Origin of the sequence: Clostridium kluyveri DSM 555 (assembly GCF_000016505.1) — a bacterium.
GTDB lineage: Bacteria > Bacillota > Clostridia > Clostridiales > Clostridiaceae > Clostridium_B > Clostridium_B kluyveri.
In genome coordinates, this window is sequence record NC_009706.1 from 3,438,838 (window position 1) to 3,455,127 (window position 16,290).

A 16,290-nucleotide genomic window follows, 5' to 3' on the forward strand; every position below is an offset into this window, starting at 1 on the left:
AAAAACAAAACCTTATTGTGCTTCATCCTTTGAAGCTATAAACACCGCAATTATTATTAATATTCCACCTATAAAAAAACCGGTGTTCAATTGCTCTCCAAGACAAAGCCAGCCTAAGATGGAACCTGTGACAGGCTGAAAAAACAAAAATAAGGATCCCATTCCTGCATCCATTAATTCAATACCTTTATTCCAGAGAAAAAATGCTGCTGCAGTAGATATAACTCCAAGATACAATATTCCAAGCAAAAACTGCCTGTTATATAATATAAAAGAAATATTTTCATGCTGCAAAAGCATTAATGGAGTAGTAAATATTAACGCGAACAACATTGCATAGGTGGTTATAATTAAAGAATCAAAACGCTTTGATGCCACCTTAACGTAAACAGATAAAAGTGCCCAGGTTACAGCTGCCCCAACCAACACTATATTGCCTAAAAAATGCTTTAAAAACATTGTATCAAGGCCTATAACTATAACAACACCTAATGTAGCCAGTACTAGGGAGATCATTTTCTTTCTGGTAAAGGCCTCCTTCAATATAAATCTGGCAAACAAAACAACAAAAACCGGTGTAGATGCTGTAATTAAAGCCCCTGTATGTGCATCGGACAGTTGTGTTCCTAAAAACTGCATAAATATGGATATAAAATATCCTATAAAACCTATCCAGGCTATGAGGAGCCAGTCCCCTTTTTTTATAACCACTTTACGCCTTTTTTTATGTTGAAAAGCCCTAAGTATCACAAATAGCACTACGAAGGCAATAGCATACCTAACCCAAAGTAGTGTAATAGGAGATACAAATTCTAAAATATATTTACTAAGTACATACATTGATCCCCATATAGAAGCTGCAAGAAATAAACATAAAGATCCAATCAATTTTTCCTTCATTTTAAATATCCTCCGTCTTTTCATTTAATGGTATTTAATATCTAAAATGAGGTGCCCCGTCGTAATAACTGTCCATCCTCATCCCAGATTAAGAATAGACGGATGGTTGATCATTTTCAAACAAATTTAAATAATACATATTAAAAGCCCCCTTGAAATCAGATTGTTAAATCATTAGATTTTTAATTATATTTTTATTATTTATATAATAATATTGCCTTAAACAAATAAAAGTCAAGCCTTTTAGAAATTTTCTTCGGATAAAAAAAGAACTTATATTTCTATAAGCTCTCTATATGATAAATTATAAGTTTTTAGGCGTATAATAAAGTATGGGCATTTAATCTATGCTTTAAATTCTTCTTATGTCAATGCCTTTTTTAAATCCTTTTTTTACATTAAGATAAATAATGGTTATTCCATCCTGTGCTCTGTAGTCTATACTTTCAATTCTATCTCTCATTTTTAAACCTATAGGTAAATTGCAACTAACAGAATAATCATGAGCATCTACAACACTCTTGCCACTTACTTGTACATAATCATTCTTTAAGACAACGTTAACATCTTCAGGTCTTATTCCTACAGTTCTGCAAACAGCTTTATAACCATTTGGGGCTTCTTCCCAACGACTAGGAAAGATATCTTTATTTTTGCAATCATCCATCAAATTGTGCGGCTTATCGAACCATTTCCCTAAAATTTCATCTACTGTATCAAAATCCTTGTACCTTGTTAAAGAATTACCCATAAAAATTCCCTCCTCATTAAAATTTATCCTTGATAAATTATTTCTTTTATATTTTTTAATATTCTTACTTTTGGCAGTTCGTGAGTTTGTTAAATTATTATCATTGTTTAATTTAATTATACTACTATAATATGCATATGTCTATATAATTTATAATTTTTTTATAAATTTTCGTTAAAAAATACACATATTTTAATGCAATAATTTCTTCATCAAAACATGTGTATTTAATAAATGCTGCAAGATCCATCATTACTCTATTTCTCTAAGCCTCTCTACAACACTGGATCTGGTAGATACCCTATATTGAATTTCAGGAGTAATAACACATATAAAAAATATTATTATAATGCTGCACAACAACTGTAGATAGGGATACGAGAAAACTGCATAATCTGCCTGCTGCTGAAATAATTTAAATAAGCCAAAGGTAATAGCACTTCCAAATATCCCAACTGAAACTGTGGTGATACCCGCATATACTATTCCTTCAAACCTCAACATTTTTCTCATCTGTTTTTTAGTCATACCCATGCTTTCCATTATGGCAAATTCATGCCTGCGCACCATAATACCAGTTGACATAACATTGACAAAATTAAGCACTCCAATAAGTGCCAGTATTAAAGCTACTCCCCCTCCTAAAATATACATGGTTATCTTAGCATCATGCATCATTTCCTGCTGCTCTATTTTAGAAATACGGGTAATTTCATGGTCATTATCTGTAAGAGACTTTATTTTCTCCAGAGCCTGTTTTTCAAGATTCTCCTCCACATCAATGTTTACTTTATATACAAAAGGATTATCTACTAATTTTTCAAGAGCTTTATTTGACATATAAATATTAGGAGCCATTCCTCCCCCTGCATACTGAAACCCCCAAGGGATAAATCCTCCCAAGGGTATTTTTAAACTGGTCTTTGTAGATTCAATAGTAACATCCATTTTATCCACATTTGAATAATTTTCCGGATTATCTGTTCCAATCAGTGCCAATTCTCCTTTTTCAAATGCTTCAACATCTATAGGCTTTTTTCTGCTTTTATTAAATTCTTCAATATAACTGCTGTCAATTCCTATGATATATCCAAAAAATGCCTGTTGTATATTCTTTTCTGTCATACTCTCTTTAATATTAAACCTCTTCATGAACCATTTTACATGTTTTTCAAACTGCTCTGGACTATATTTCATATGCATTCCTTCAAGAGAGGTGGTATGCAAAGCAGTTATTCCCTCTATGGATTTGATTTTTTTCAGGAAATCTTCATTGAATTTTTGCTTCTTTTCACCAGTAGTACCAATACTTAAGGTATTATTTTCAAGAGTAAAATCATTTTCCACATAAGATGCAATAAAATTATCCATATTCATGCTGGAGATCAAACATGTAACTGTCATGAAAGTAGTGATGCCTAAAAATAGTGATATAAACACTATAAGAGCACGCTTTCTACTACGAAAGATATTACGCCATGCCATTTTGTATAATTTCCCTCCATTTACAGAACGCTTTATCCTTCCCTTTAAATTTATCCCGGTATAGTTCATAGATTCAATGGGAGTTATTTTTCCTGCTACTTTTGCAGGCTTATATGCTCCAATCAGTGTAGTAATCAGTGCAAAAAATGCTCCTCCTATAAAAATTAAAGGATTAAAAGATATTTCAACTCCTGTATCCAAATTAACTGTACTTAAGGCCATGGGAACTGCCAGAAAAGATAGAATAGCTCCAAATATAAGTCCTAAAGGAATTCCTACTGCAGATAATCTAAATGCCTGACCTTTTACTATATTGCTTAATTGTCTAGGGGTAGTGCCAATGGTTTTTAGAAGTCCATAAAATCTGGTGTCCTTTGAAATTGAGATATAGAGCACATTGTAAATAAGCAAATAACCAGTAAACATAATAAAACATATAATAATTCCAAATGCAAGTAAAGTGTAAGGTAAATCCTCATTATTTGTTTCATCATATATAGGTGAGGTCTTAATTTTTTGATTTCCAGTAATAGATAAATCTTTAGCCAGCTGTTTATTGTATTTATTAATATTTTTACTGTCTTTATAAATTACAGATGCAGCACCATTTTTTTTAACTGACATTCCACTTTTTTCTGCAAATTCCTTAGATACAAGCATTACATCCGTATTTCCTGAACGAATATTTACATAGTCTTTAAAGTACCCGGACAATACAAAAATCTGACTTTTCAATTTGTTATTACCTTCAGTTTCTATGAAAAAATCAAGTGGAATCTTCATTCCTACTGCAGGATTTTTAACACCCATATTTTCAAGCATCCACAGTGGAACCATGATTTCATTGTACTTTTTAGGATAATTTCCTACCACATTGGTATTTGTAGGGACTCTAAACTGTTCCCACTCAGTTTTGTCATACCAGTATAGGCTGACAGACATATTTTTCATTTTAGAGGTATTTTTCACTCCTGCCACATAGCTCTGAAGTCCTACAATTTTTACATAGTCTAAAGATTTTAATTTTTTGATCTGGTCATTAGTGACCCTTGTGACTGCAGCATGGGCTTTAGTACCTATAAGCCGTACCTGTTGAATCTTATAGGATTTTAAAAAACTCATGCCTATACTAAATACAAAAGTAATCAAAAGTGCAGTAAGGGTAATTGCAGCAATTACATAGATATTTCGGGACTTATTTGTGTGCACCATTCTTTTGATAAGTTTTTTTACCACTGCATTGTTATTATTTTGAAACAAATTCTCCCCTCCCTACCCTACAATTCTGCCATCTTCAATATGAATAATTTTATCTGACAGCTGTGCTATTTCTTCATTATGGGTAATCATTACTATGGTTTGATGAAATTCCATGCTTGTGGCTTTTAAGAGTCCAATTACATCCTGACTTGTTTTGCTGTCTAAATTTCCTGTAGGTTCGTCTGCCAGTATGATAGCAGGCTTTGCAGCCAATGCCCTTGCAATAGCTACCCGCTGCTGCTGTCCACCGGACAGATTGTTTGGCAGTACACTAAGTTTCTCCTCCAGTTTTAACATCTTCACAATTTTATCCACAAAATTTTCATCCACTTTGTTGCCATCGAGCTCAATGGGAAGAACAATATTTTCATAAACATTCAATATAGGCACCAGATTATAATTTTGAAAGACAAATCCAATATTTCTGCGCCTAAAGACAGTAAGTGATTCATCATCCATAAGAGATAACTCTTTTCCATCTACTATTACACTTCCGGAAGTAGGCTTATCCAGTCCTCCAAGCATATGCAACAATGTGGATTTTCCACTGCCGGAGGTGCCTACAATAGCAACAAACTGGCCATCTTCTACAGTTATGCTCACTCCATCTAAAGCTTTTACAATAGTATCTCCCGAGCCATAATATTTTTTCAGTTCATTTGTTTTTAATATATTCATATTTCCTCCTTCCAAAATACAATTAAGTTCAATATTTTTAGCAGTATTATACTTATATATTACAGTGGGAATATCTCATAAATCTCTCAATTTTAAAATAAAATATCACAGTATTGAGATATTTGTAAAAAGAAAAAAGCAGCTCTTAAAGCTGCCCTTCATTAGGAAGAAATACAGAAAAAGTTGAACCTTTTCCTACATCAGAATTCACCTTGATATATCCTCTCTGTTGTGAAATAATCTGGCGGGAAAGGTAAAGCCCTATACCAACTCCATATATATGGTGGACTTCCTCTTCACGGTAAAACCTCTTAAATATATGAGTTATATGCTGCTTCTCAATGCCTTTTCCTGTATCACTAATATCAATTTTTGTATACATCTCCCACTGAGTTACTTCAACAGAAATTTTCCCTCCTTTTTCTGTATACTTTACTGCATTGTCTAAAATATTAAAGAGAGCTTCAGCTGTCCACTTTCTATCATGAAATACTTTAATATGAGGATTACATTTTACTGTTACTTCAATATTTTTCTTTTCTGCTGGAAGAACAATACTGCTTAAAGCCAGAGCCATGGTATCATACAAAGGCATACATTTAATATAAAGCGTGATAGCTCCCGTTTCCAATCTAGACATTTTCACTAAAGACTGCATTAAAAAATCCAACTTATTAATTTGGGTTTCCATAACCAACAAAAATTTCCTTTGCTTCTCAGCGGGAAGCTGTGACTGAAGCAAGGTGGAATTATACATTTTAAGGTTTGACACAGGAGTTTTTACCTGATGTGAAATATCTGAAACCATTTCCTGTATGGCTTGTTTTTCATTTTTATTCCTACTGCTGTTTTCCCTCATAATCTTATAAAGGCGTCTCAACTTTATATGAATTTTAGCAATTAAATCTTCAGATTCCATATGGAAGGCAATTTCGTCTTTTCCATTCATTATATCCTCAATACACTGACTTATTGAATCAGAAAAATCAACTACTTTTTTTCTCACAAGTAAAATAAATATAAAAGCCAATGTAACAAAGGCTATGATAAATAAAAATGCAATAGCCCTTGTAATCCAGTTCTGAAAATAGAAAAATACAGCTGTAATAAAACATATTCCCAGTATAAAAAATGAAATGCCAATTCCCCTATAGATATTACCTATAGACACTTTCTCTTTCACCATTTTTCGTTTATCCACATATACCCCATGCCATAAACTGTTTTTATGTATTTTCTATTTTCACTTTCAATTTTCCCTCGTAGGCGATTAATATTAACAGTAAGGGCATGCTCATCAACAAAATTTCCATGACAGTCCCATAACTTTTCAAGCAGTGCCTGCCTTGTAAGTACCTTATTAGGATTTTCCGTAAATATCTTCAACATCTTATATTCCGTAGGAGTCAATGTAATCTGTTCTCCTTCCAGGGTTGCTGTAAATCTATTAAAATCCACAATAAAACTGCCCTGTGTATAGATATTTTCTCCCCATTGTTTATCACACCTCCTTAAAATGGCTCCTACTTTTTTTCTGAAGATATTGATATTAAAAGGCTTTGTAATATAATCCTCAGCACCTAGTTCGAAACCCTTCATAACATCTTCTTCCATATCACAGGCAGTTAAAAATATTACAGGAACATCTCTCCGAGATTTTATTTTTTTGCAAAAATCAAAGCCACTTCCTTCAGGTAAATTTATATCTAATACAATTAGATCAAAATCCATATCTCTTATATTCTCCTCTGCAGAGGGCATATTATATGCAGGAATGGCTTCATAGTTATCTAATTGAAGGTTATAACACAGCCCGGAATTTAGCATAATATCATCTTCAACAACAAGGATTCGCTTCACTAAAATCACTCCTCCTGGATAAATCTTTTAAACACATAGTACCCTTAATTAATTTTACTGTCAAACCACAAAAAATATATGTGTAAAAATATAGATAAATTATTAATAAATTTACTCTATAGATAAAGAAAGAACCTCATATTACATTAAGGCTCTCTTCTTACTGATTTATATTTTGATTTATCTCTATCTTCTGCATCTATATACTGAAAATCTCCATTTGAGTTTTTCTTTATGCCTAACTTTTCATATTGTTTATTTTTTACTTTACGCTTATTAACCATCATTATCACCTTGTATAATGAACATATAGTAAAAATTCATTATACTTTTCCTTTCTTAGAGATTTTTACTATAATTATCATAAGACGCTGTGGATTAGTTTTATCACCTATAGCTGGACTATTTTAATTGAGGATCTAACCACTGTCTTATGCTTATCTGTTAATTAGTTAGATAACGCATGACGTTTTATATATAGCAAGGATACATTTGCATGAGATTTGTGGAACATAGCGTATAATACTATAAAGGAGTTGTTCTTATGATTTATATTGGTATAGATATAGCAAAAAACAAACATGATTGCTGTATTATAGATTCAGATGGTGTTGTTTATAATGATTCTTTACGTATATCCAATTCCCGTCAAGGCTTTGAATTACTTTATTCTTCAATACTTTCCATTCTGCCTGACAAGGATATTTCCAACGTAAAAATAGGACTTGAATCAACAGGTCATTACAGCACCAATCTCCAAAACTTTTTGTATGCTAAAGGCTTCAAGCTCTCCATTCTCAACCCTTTAGCTACAAATCTCTTCCGTAAAGCCCAGTCTCTTAGAAAAACTAAGACTGATAAAACGGATGCATTGGTTATTGCTAAAATGCTCTTTTCTGATGATACAAAATCCTATTCTCCTGTATCATACCAGATTCAAGAGCTAAAGTCATTAACCAGGCATAGATATCGCTTAATTGGATATAGGTCTAAGTTGAAAACATCTGTCAATAGATTGGTAGATATTATGTTCCCCGAGCTGCCCGATCTTTTTTGGTCAATTCATCAATCTTCTTCCTATGCCCTTTTATCCATACTTCCAAGCCCAAAAGATATAGCTGCCTGCCACCTGACCAAGCTAACAAACATACTAAATACAGCTTCCAAGGGCAAGTATGGAAAAGATAAAGCTATTTCTCTAAAGGAGTCTGCTGCAAATTCTATTGGCACTAACTCAAGGTCTCTAAGTTTTGAACTCAAGCAAACCATTAGGTTAATACAGTCAGTACAACACGAGATTGATTCCTTAGAGCTTCTCATAAAAGAAATCGTTGTTGAGATCAATTCCCCACTTATTAGTATTCCAGGAATTTCATATACCCTGGCTGCTATAATATTGGCAGAAATCGGCGATGTTAAAAGATTCACCACTCCCTGTAAACTCCTGGCCTTTGCCGGATTAGATCCCTCCACCTATCAATCTGGAAAGTACACTGCATCCCATACACCCATGGTCAAACGGGGTTCTGCCTACCTTAGATGGGCCATACTTATGGCTGGGAGAACTGTTTCAATGAGAGATGCCACTTTCTCTGCATATTTGTCGAAGAAACGCTCTGAAGGCAAGCACTATTATGTTGCCATGAGCCATGTTGCTAAAAAATTGATACGTATAATATTTCATCTTCTAAAGACCAATGCAACTTTTGCTCCACAAATATAAACTTATCCATAAAAATTAATATTTTTCAAAAAGCAATTTTCCATTGCTCTTTTTGTCATGCTTTCTTTTTTCAATTAAATAACTATAAAAATCTTTTGATTTTTAACTTGACTTCATATAGTTAGTCTCTAAATTAGTATGTATACTAATTTATTGTTTTATACTCCTTTAGTTACCTTTTCTCCACTGATAAGAGGTATACCCATACATTGAATGTCCTCTTTTTGATGTTTCTATTGCAGTTGTCAGACCGCAAATATATTCTACATTAAAAGAAGTTTCTATGTCATGATTCAATGCTAAAAGCTTTTTGAACCCCAAGTCTAACACAGTTTCTCTAATATAAAAAGTCAATGAGGTTTTCTTTGTAAATTTCAATAATTATTTATTGAAAAACAATAAATAATTATTGAAATCATTGAGAGGATGTAGTATGATGAAATTACAAAATTGTAAATGGAGGCAGTGATTTATGAACGAGAACAAATATAATTCTATGGCCAGATTTTTGATAATTGTATTAAATGTACTTATTGTCTTTGGGATATTAACCTTTATAAGTTTAATTATAAGTACATTAACTTCAGTGGATACTGGAGCAGCAAATAGGAAATATATCGTAAACTGTATATTATTTTTCATTGGAACTTCTTCTTTGGTATTTATTCTTTACTGTCTTAGAAAGATTTTAAAATCTGTTATAAAGGCAGGCCCCTTTAATATGAGTATTGTGAAAAGTCTAAAGAATATAGCTTTAAGCTGCTTTACTATAACTATATGCTATTTAATAAATTTCTTTTATAATAATCAACTTAAAAACTTCAGATTAATAGAAATAAATCCGAAGGGCATACACACAGATACGGAGTTCTTGATATTCTTCTTTGCAGGGTGCTTTGTTTTGATACTGGCTCAAATATACAAACAGGCCGTAGAAGTAAAAGAAGAAAATGATTTCACGATTTAGACACTGAAGGAGGCTTATTATGGCTATAATTGTAAACCTTGACGTAATGATGGCAAAGCGGAAAATCTCTCTTAATGAACTGGCTGAAAAGGTTGGAATAACAAATGCCAATTTATCCATATTAAAAACTGGAAAGGCCAAGGCTGTGAGGTTTTCTACCCTGGAGGCTATATGCAGGGAACTTAAATGTCAGCCGGGAGATATTTTAGAGTTTAGAGAGGAATAAAAGGAGGAGGCAAAATGGAAGTTAATAAAACTTTAGAAACTAGAACTAAGGATGGGCTATACTGTATACTATTTTCACTGCTGCTTGGAATTATATTTGACAGATTATTTTTCGACAAGGCCCCTGGCATATCCTACTCCATATTCATAGGACTGTGTATTGGATTTTTCCTATGGTCCATAAGAGATAGGATAAGAATGGAAAAAAGCTTTGGCTGGTTTTTACTTATACCAATAGCCCTGCTATCCCTCAGCTTTGCAGTTCATACAGAGAACATATTTTATTTATTAAATTTTTTAGCAGTTCCAATTCTTATGATTGCAAGCTCCATTTTAATAGTGAATTCAAGCCTTAAATGGGATAAATCCAGCTTTATATCTGAAATGTTAAGAAAAGGAATAGCAAATGTGCTTAATAATATCACTAAACCTTTTAGAATTTTAAAGGCTTCAATAAAAATAGAAAGAACTGTTCAAATGGAGGAAGGAAAAAAGCAGATATTAATTGGCATACTTGTTTCCTTGCCTTTGCTTGCGATCTTAATAATACTTTTAAGCTCTGCAGATATGATTTTTGGTTACTACCTTGCTAATCTGACAAAGATTTTTAATAATATAAATATAGAAGAGTTTGTACCACATACCATAATCACTTTAGTTATATCCTTCTATTTATTTGGTTATGTTTGGGGCTTTAAAAGTGAGGAAAAAACAATTGGAAAAGTCTTGGATGCCCCTGCTGTGAGCTGGGAGACCGTTACAATAATAACTGTATTGGCTGCTTTAAATATACTGTATCTGATTTTTACAATAATTCAATTTTCTTATCTTTATGGTGGAAATAATATAGCACTGCCAGCTGATTTTACCTATGCGGAATATGCTAGAAAAGGCTTCTTTGAGCTGACCGCAGCTACCTTCATCAATTTTATAATAGTGTTAAGCTGCTTGAAGTATATAAAAAAAGATAATAAGAGACTTTTAAAGATAGCAAATCTTCTTTTAACTGTGCTTGTGGCATTTACCTTAAATATGCTTTTTTCTGCTAATTTTAAGCTTACTTTGTATGAAGCTGCCTTTGGATATACTTTTTTAAGGGTATCAGTGCATTTATTTATGCTGCTGCTTTTCATACTTTATCTAGTTGTGGCTGCTGGCATTTGGTACAGAAAAATCCCTATAGTGAAAAGCATAATTGTGATAACAATAATTATGTATACAATAATAAACTATCTTAATATAGATGGGTTTATAGCCAGAAAAAATATAGAGCGATATAATGAAACTGGCAAGCTAGATGCTTATTATTTGACGACCTTGTCTTTTGAAGCCGTTCCTTACTTGATTAAACTGAGGGATAAGAGCGACAGCCATGTAAAAATGGTGATTGATAAAAATTTGAAATATAGAAAAGAAGTGCTTGATAAGCAAAATTCATGGACTGAATTTAATTTCAGCAAAAACAGAACTAGAAAATTATTAAACCAGGGTAGCTAAAGCCCTGGTTTTTTTATATATTATGGATGGAAAACATTAACTTCACACTTTCTGATTCATTTTACTATTATATCTCATTCTTGACTCCCCTATGAGCACTTGATAAAATAATGTCATAACTTAAAAAATAGATTATATACTATTTACAAGTATAATCTATTAGAAAAAAGAGGACTTTCAACCTATGAAAATATTTTTATATTATATTCTACTTGTAAATATATACGGTTTTATATTAATGTATATTGATAAAAACAAATCTAAAAAAGGCAAATGGAGAATATCTGAAAACAAGCTCTTTATTACAGCTATTTTATTTGGAAGCTTGGGCATATTTTTAGGTATGTATACTTTAAGACACAAAACCAAGCATCCAAAGTTTGTCATAGGCATTCCTGCTATTATTATATTACAGTTATTTATATATTTTAAATTTCTAAACAATCTGCTGCCATAAATAATTACTAGAAAATCTTATTTATTACTGTATAAAGCTGATTTAGGGCCTTATCTAAGAGAAACAGATCTTCTTTATCAAGGCCTTCTATCTTTGTTTTAATGCTGCTGATTATATCTTTTTGCAGATTATCAAGAAGCTCAATACCAGAGGAAGTGATTTTTATCTTTACTATTCTTCTGTCTTTACAATCCTGTTCCCTACAGACCCAGTTACTGGCAATAAGCTTATCAATAATAGGTGTTAACTGGGGTTTTGCAATTTTAATTTCCTCCGCAAGTTCTGTCATTGTAAATGAATGTTTTTCAGATAAAATAGACATGACATGAATTGCTAGAGGACTTACTAAATGTCGTGCTTGCTGTTCAAAGGGTCTTATAAGTTTTCTGTCAAGGGTAGGCAATAAAGTAGATAAATTTTTTGCCACCTGATTTATATTAACTTTTTTCATTTAAATAGCCTCCTAAATATCTATAATCATTGACAATTCCTATATAAGTCAGTATAATAAAATAGTTAATATCTATTAAATATATATATATATTAATAATTTATAAACTATAAATAATTAATACACCAACTAGTATATCACAGACCCTTTTCAATATCTATAAAGGGTCTGAAGTGTATTTATACACATTTAAATGTTATTTAAAATATTATCAGGAGGGAAAAAATGAGTGAAAAAGGGTATGAAAATACAAACCAGACAAATAATCAAAAGTATTTAGGAAAAAAAGGTCTTATTGCCTTTATAGCATTAATGAATATGTTTATTCCTCTCTCTACGGATTTATATCTGCCTGCTTTACCTAAAATGAGTTCATATTTTGGAAGCAGTATTTCGGTAACTAATTTGACACTAACTGCTTTTTTCTTCTTTTATGCACTGGGCATTTTAATCTGGGGTCCTATAAGTAATAAGTATGGTCGCAAGCCCGTTCTTATAGTGGGAAGTATTATATACATTATAAGCAGCAGTTTTTGTGCCCTATCTTCAAATGTTTATTTTCTTATTTTTTCGAGAATTGCACAAGGCATAGGAGCAGGAGGCATAACTTCAGTTTCTATTGCCATAATTAAAGACTATTTTTCAGGAAAAGAGCGAGAATCCATTCTGGCAATAGTACAATCACTATCAGGTATAGCACCTATGGTGGCGCCAATTATAGGTGCCTGGATTTTAAAGATTTCTACCTGGAGGGGTTCCTTCTGGATTCTAACTATAATTAGTATTTTAAATTTATTACTGACTTTTTTATATGAAGAAACTCTGAAAGACAATGAAAGATACAGGGGAACATTGGCAAAATCCATAAAGCGTTTATTAGTAGTAGGAAAAAATAAAGGGTTTTTAATCCCGGCCATTATATTCTCACTAAGTGCACTGCCATTTATGGGGTATATAGCTATTTCATCTTATATTTATGTTGATTATTTTGGTCTCAGCGAACAAGTTTACAGCTATTTTTTTGCAGCTAATGCATTAATATCCATTGCAGGTCCAATTATATATGTAAAATATTTAAGTACCATTGATAAAAAAATTTTTGCTTCAGGCTGTTTTGGATTAAGTGTTCTAAGCGGTATTTTAATAATAACTGTAGGAAAACTATCCCCTGTATTTTTCCTTCTATCTTTTATGATTATATCTTTAATAGGTACTGCTATTCGTCCCTTCAGTACCAACATTTTATTGGAACAGCAGAATGGAGATACAGGATCTGCCTCTTCACTAATCAACACTTTGTTTACTGTACTTGGCAGTGTAGGAATGTTATTAGCTTCTATTCCCTATAAAAATATAGTTGTGGGATTAGGAGGTTTGGTTACATTATTTTCAGCCACAGCACTCATAGGCTGGTATGGATTTATAAAATCAAACGTTCCTTGTATAGGGTTAAAACAGCCAAATTATGAATTAAACAAAGATACTGTGAATTAAATTTTTATACTATGAAAAACTGGGAATTAGATTAAATTCTATTCCCAGTTTAATTTTTTACATAATTATAAAAGCTTCTTAATCCAATTCTAATGTTTAAATGTCCAATATATGATAGGATAATAATGAGAATTTAATTAACTTTTACAAAGGGGTATCTTTCTATGGGTTTCAACATATTAAAAGCAATATATACATTTGATAATTATATTTTATTTCTTATAAAAAAATATACGCAGAATAAATATTTAGGTGCTGTAATGCGTGTGATAACTACTGCAGGCAATTTAGGTACAATTTGGATAATAATGGCCCTTTTATTGATAATAAATAGACCTTACAGGGAAATTGGGATTTTAGTACTATTAACTCTAATTGCAAGTACTATCTTAGGAGAAGGGATTATAAAAAATATAGTAAAACGAAACAGACCCTTTTACAGGAGACCTAATTTAAACTTGCTCATAACAAAACCTAAATCTTATTCTTTTCCTTCAGGACACACTTTATCATCTTTTGCTGCAGCACATACCCTGTCTGCATATTTTCTGCAGTATAAATTTATATTTATTGCAATAGCACTTTTGATAGCCTTGTCAAGAGTATATCTATATGTTCATTATCCTACAGACATTATATCAGGAACCATACTTGGTATACTATGCTCTAAATTAGTACTTATTGTTTTTAAAAAAGAATATATTGCAGACATTATAGGTATCTGCCAGAGTATATTTTAAAGATAGCAGAGGGTAAATATTGAAAATCAAATTTTTACTCCCTGCTATTTTAAAATCCCTATATATTGATCTACCAAATTTAAATCCTGCTATGCCAATTCATTTTTAGATCTTTTTTCTAAAAAAACACTTCCTATAATCATGATAACTGCAAAAATAATAAGATAATATACCACAGACATGCCATGGGCCAGATAAGCTGCAACAACCATAAATACACAGCCTATAATAGAAAGTGTAGGCATTATAAACCGCTTAAATGTACTTAAATCTCTTTCTTTCTTCATTAGCATAATAAAGATTGGAATGTATGCCGCATAAAGAGTTATTATAGGTAGTTCCGATGTATCAAAACAAAATACTCCAAACCAGGGTGAAGTAAGATTTGCTCCATAAAAGTAAAGCAGCCAAAATCCACAGAGGAGTAATCCAAAAACAGAGGAGTTAGTTGGCATATCAGTAATTGAATCCACCTGTTTAAAAATATCAGGCCTTGGACCTGCGTTTCTAATAGCCAGTGAATACAATCCCCTGCTGCACCCCAGCATAAGCCCATTTAACGTGCCAAGACAGGATATAATAACAAATACAAAAACTAAAGCTCCCCCTGCTGAACCAAAAATATTCTGAAAAGCTAGTTTTGCACCTGCTTCACCACTTTTCATCAGTGTTTCTGTAGTAACCACACCCGCAAGTCCTATATAATAGAAGATATACACCGCCACCACTATAAAGGCTCCTATCATAAGTGCCTTTGGCAAATTTTTTTTAGAATCTTTAATCTCCGAATTTATTGAAGTGGCAATAATCCATCCTTCGTAGGCAAAAGCAACTGCCACCACAGAAGCAAATAAGCCTCCTCCTACACTGATACTGGAATCCACTGTATGAGAAAAATTATTTATGGTCATACCATTTGATAATCCAATTATAGTACCTATCACCGCCATCAGTAAAAGAGGTATAAGTTTAATAACCGTAGTAGCCACCTGAAATTTTCCCGCAACAACAGGAGAAAGTGAATTTATTGCAAAACTGGCAACAAGATAAAAACATGCAATAGTCATGCAGGCTCCTCCCGTGATATCCCATCCAATAAGTACACAGGTATATCGTGCAGATACCCAAGCCAATACAGATGTAATAGTGGGCTGATAGATAACTGCTATAAACCATCCTACATAATATCCATATTTTTTACCTACGGACACTTCAGCATAATCCACTATACCGTTAACCTTTTCATATTTTGTAGCCATTGTAGCAAAAGAATAGGAACATATAATCATAATTAGACCTACAATACCCCATGCAGCAATTCCAAGGGGCATATTTCCTCCGGTAGCTTTAAGTACAGCCTCTGCCTTAAAAAAAACTCCACTTCCTATAACGATACCTACCACCATGGCAACCGCTGTAAATAGCCCATATTTCTTTTTCAATCCCATTTCCATTTTTTCAACCTCCTTTATAACTTTCTTTTGATTGTTATCAATAATTCACCACCTATAAAGGGAGAATTTGTGGTTCTACTTCTGCCTTAAAAGTGATAATATCCATACTGTCAATGAATAAATATCCATTAAAATTGAAGCTCAAGTTTAGCTTTGTTATACTTGTCCCCAAAATATCCTTAGCTTAATGAGCATTTCAGACAAAAAATAGAATACCTTTACATTATTTCGACAAAAATTAGTATATCATTTCTTTGTTGAGTTTACAACCAAAAACCATATTGTGACTATTTTTACCTACATAAACTTAAAGGTAAATAAAATAAGGTTCAGATAGAGTATGACAAA

The 16,290-nt window shown here is 32.2% G+C and carries 17 protein-coding genes; 7 read left to right on the forward strand and 10 right to left on the reverse strand.

Translation table 11 applies throughout. From position 1 onward, the window contains the following. Window positions 1-12: 12 nt before the first annotated feature. The 7 genes from CKL_RS16485 to CKL_RS21020 all read right to left on the reverse strand — a co-directional run bounded on the left by CKL_RS16485 (window position 13) and on the right by CKL_RS21020 (window position 7,221). Window positions 13-900: a DMT family transporter gene (locus CKL_RS16485; RefSeq protein WP_012103722.1), complete on the reverse strand. Its 888-nt coding sequence runs from the start codon at window positions 898-900 to the stop codon at window positions 13-15. Between the two features lie 352 nt (window positions 901-1,252). Continuing rightward, on the reverse strand, window positions 1,253-1,651 hold the full coding sequence (locus CKL_RS16490; protein WP_012103723.1) for a hypothetical protein: 399 nt from the start codon (window positions 1,649-1,651) through the stop codon (window positions 1,253-1,255). 252 nt (window positions 1,652-1,903) lie between these two features. After that, window positions 1,904-4,396 carry an ABC transporter permease gene (locus tag CKL_RS16495; RefSeq protein WP_012103724.1) on the reverse strand — a complete coding sequence of 831 codons (2,493 nt, stop codon included), beginning with the start codon at window positions 4,394-4,396 and terminating at the stop codon, window positions 1,904-1,906. Between the two features lie 12 nt (window positions 4,397-4,408). Next, window positions 4,409-5,074, reverse strand: a complete 666-nt coding sequence (locus CKL_RS16500; protein WP_012103725.1) for an ABC transporter ATP-binding protein — start codon at window positions 5,072-5,074, stop codon at window positions 4,409-4,411. A gap of 145 nt (window positions 5,075-5,219) precedes the next feature. Continuing rightward, the gene (locus tag CKL_RS16505; protein WP_012103726.1) at window positions 5,220-6,260 is read right to left on the reverse strand and encodes a sensor histidine kinase; all 1,041 of its coding nucleotides are present in this window, start codon (window positions 6,258-6,260) and stop codon (window positions 5,220-5,222) included. Then, window positions 6,254-6,934 (reverse strand): response regulator transcription factor, encoded by a 681-nt coding sequence (locus CKL_RS16510; protein ID WP_012103727.1) that lies wholly within the window; start codon window positions 6,932-6,934, stop codon window positions 6,254-6,256. Before CKL_RS16510 ends, CKL_RS16505 begins: the two co-directional genes overlap by 7 nt. A 146-nt stretch (window positions 6,935-7,080) precedes the next feature. Further along, window positions 7,081-7,221, reverse strand: a complete 141-nt coding sequence (locus CKL_RS21020) for a hypothetical protein (RefSeq protein WP_155814042.1) — start codon at window positions 7,219-7,221, stop codon at window positions 7,081-7,083. 257 nt (window positions 7,222-7,478) lie between these two features. Here CKL_RS21020 and CKL_RS16515 point away from each other — a divergent pair, with 257 nt between their 5' ends. After that, window positions 7,479-8,657, forward strand: a complete 1,179-nt coding sequence (locus tag CKL_RS16515) for an IS110 family RNA-guided transposase (RefSeq protein ID WP_012103314.1) — start codon at window positions 7,479-7,481, stop codon at window positions 8,655-8,657. Between the two features lie 168 nt (window positions 8,658-8,825). Here CKL_RS16515 and CKL_RS20485 read toward each other — a convergent pair whose 3' ends face one another. Beyond that, the gene (locus CKL_RS20485; RefSeq protein ID WP_148204861.1) at window positions 8,826-9,011 is read right to left on the reverse strand and encodes a hypothetical protein; all 186 of its coding nucleotides are present in this window, start codon (window positions 9,009-9,011) and stop codon (window positions 8,826-8,828) included. A 118-nt stretch (window positions 9,012-9,129) separates the two neighbouring features. Here CKL_RS20485 and CKL_RS16520 point away from each other — a divergent pair, with 118 nt between their 5' ends. The 4 genes from CKL_RS16520 to CKL_RS16535 all read left to right on the forward strand — a co-directional run bounded on the left by CKL_RS16520 (window position 9,130) and on the right by CKL_RS16535 (window position 11,803). Beyond that, window positions 9,130-9,624, forward strand: coding sequence for a DUF2975 domain-containing protein (locus tag CKL_RS16520; RefSeq protein WP_012103729.1), 495 nt, complete (start codon window positions 9,130-9,132; stop codon window positions 9,622-9,624). A gap of 19 nt (window positions 9,625-9,643) precedes the next feature. Continuing rightward, a complete protein-coding gene (locus tag CKL_RS16525) occupies window positions 9,644-9,850 on the forward strand; it encodes a helix-turn-helix domain-containing protein (protein WP_012103730.1) in 207 nt (68 codons plus the stop codon). A 14-nt stretch (window positions 9,851-9,864) separates the two neighbouring features. After that, on the forward strand, window positions 9,865-11,346 hold the full coding sequence (locus CKL_RS16530; RefSeq protein ID WP_012103731.1) for a DUF4153 domain-containing protein: 1,482 nt from the start codon (window positions 9,865-9,867) through the stop codon (window positions 11,344-11,346). A 184-nt stretch (window positions 11,347-11,530) separates the two neighbouring features. Beyond that, window positions 11,531-11,803: a DUF1294 domain-containing protein gene (locus CKL_RS16535; RefSeq protein ID WP_012103732.1), complete on the forward strand. Its 273-nt coding sequence runs from the start codon at window positions 11,531-11,533 to the stop codon at window positions 11,801-11,803. 7 nt (window positions 11,804-11,810) lie between these two features. On the opposite strand, the gene CKL_RS16540 is transcribed toward CKL_RS16535, so the two are convergent. Next, on the reverse strand, window positions 11,811-12,254 hold the full coding sequence (locus CKL_RS16540; protein ID WP_012103733.1) for a MarR family winged helix-turn-helix transcriptional regulator: 444 nt from the start codon (window positions 12,252-12,254) through the stop codon (window positions 11,811-11,813). Window positions 12,255-12,479: 225 nt separating this feature from the next. Between CKL_RS16540 and CKL_RS16545 the strand changes: the two genes are divergently transcribed. Then, entirely contained in the window at window positions 12,480-13,748 is a 1,269-nt protein-coding gene (locus CKL_RS16545; protein WP_012103734.1) for a multidrug effflux MFS transporter, read from the forward strand. A gap of 164 nt (window positions 13,749-13,912) precedes the next feature. After that, window positions 13,913-14,488, forward strand: coding sequence for a phosphatase PAP2 family protein (locus CKL_RS16550; RefSeq protein ID WP_012103735.1), 576 nt, complete (start codon window positions 13,913-13,915; stop codon window positions 14,486-14,488). Window positions 14,489-14,577: 89 nt separating this feature from the next. Here the strand turns inward: CKL_RS16550 and CKL_RS16555 are convergent, their stop codons facing one another. Further along, a complete protein-coding gene (locus CKL_RS16555) occupies window positions 14,578-15,942 on the reverse strand; it encodes an APC family permease (protein ID WP_012103736.1) in 1,365 nt (454 codons plus the stop codon). Window positions 15,943-16,290 lie beyond the last annotated feature (348 nt).